Annotated in this window: 1 protein-coding gene; it reads left to right on the top strand. The window is 36.7% G+C overall.

Going from position 1 to position 1,348, the window contains the following annotated elements:
• Positions 1-97 precede the first annotated feature (97 nt).
• Positions 98-1,270, top strand: a complete 1,173-nt coding sequence (locus B0B05_RS16245; RefSeq protein WP_173786403.1) for an IS4 family transposase — start codon at positions 98-100, stop codon at positions 1,268-1,270.
• Positions 1,271-1,348: the final 78 nt, after the last annotated feature.

Here is a 1,348-nt window from a genome sequence, read left to right as displayed (position 1 = left end):
CAATCGCGTCCTAAACGTTTAAAAAAAAGTCAAAAAAAAGAGGGTTGAATTAAGTATCTCAAATTATCTTTGAGGTTGCACAACCAAACTCGTCCCTCTGATGCCAAATATAACATTGTTTTCTCAGATTATTGCAAAATTAGACCGTTCAAAATTCAATAAATTAGTTGCAAGTAAACAAACCGATAAACATACTAAAGGATTCAGCAGCTGGAATCATTTGGTTTCAATGCTTTTCTGCCAATTTGCAAAAAGCCAGTCTGTTCGGGATATAAGTAACGGGATACGTTCTGCCACCGGGAATTTAAACCATCTTGGAGTAAACAAAGCTCCCTCAAAATCTTCCATCAGTTATCAGAATAAAAACCGCTGCCACGAGCTGTTTAAAGACTATTATTTTGAGCTGTTGAAAAGTTTAGGACAGCATCCCAACTTTAAGCAGGTAAAATTTAAAATAAAATCCAAAATATTCTTGCTGGATTCTACCACCATCAGTTTATGTTTAAGCCTGTTCGACTGGGCTAAATACAAGACCGAAAAAGGAGCCGTAAAAATGCACACACTTCTTGATTATGACGGCAATCTGCCTGCATATGTGAACATCACAAATGGCAAAACTGCCGACAACAAAGGGGCTTACGAGATTCCTTTATTGAAAAACAGTGTTATTGTTGCAGATCGTTTTTATAACGATTTTTCTCTGCTCAATGTTTGGGACAGCAACAGTGTTTTCTTTGTCATCAGACACAAAGAAAACCTCCAGTTTACGACGGTTAAAGAAAATGAACTTCCCGAAAACCGCCACCAACACCTATTGAAAGATGAAATAATTGAACTGAAAAATGAAAATTCCAGAGCTAAATACCCCGGAAAACTCAGACGGATTTCGGTTTGGGATGCAGAAAACGAGCAAATCATAGAGCTTATCACCAATCAGACAACCTGGTCTTGCAACACCATTTCGGAGCTTTATAAAAGCAGATGGCAGGTGGAAATATTTTTTCGGGACATTAAACAATTACTTCATATAAAATCTTTTATCGGAACTTCAGAAAATGCGGTGATGATACAAATTTGGACTGCCTTGATTACCATTCTCATCCTTAAGGCTTTGAAGGCGCAATCAAAATTCGACTGGTACTTATCCAATTTGGTAGCTTTTATACGACTGAATCTCTTTGTTAAAATCGACTTGCAAAAATGGCTAGATAAACCCTTCGAGGAGCACATAGAACCACCACCAAAATTCCAGCAGGGGGTTCTATTTTAAAAATTGGCAAATTTCAATGGATAAACACAATGAAATAGTCTAAATAATGTATGATAAATTTTATTTAGGACAGGATTG

The organism is Epilithonimonas bovis DSM 19482, from assembly GCF_900108115.1.
GTDB classification, from domain to species: domain Bacteria; phylum Bacteroidota; class Bacteroidia; order Flavobacteriales; family Weeksellaceae; genus Epilithonimonas; species Epilithonimonas bovis.
The sequence above is the reverse complement of the archived record's forward strand: the minus strand, read 5'-3'. Positions and strand labels throughout refer to the sequence as shown.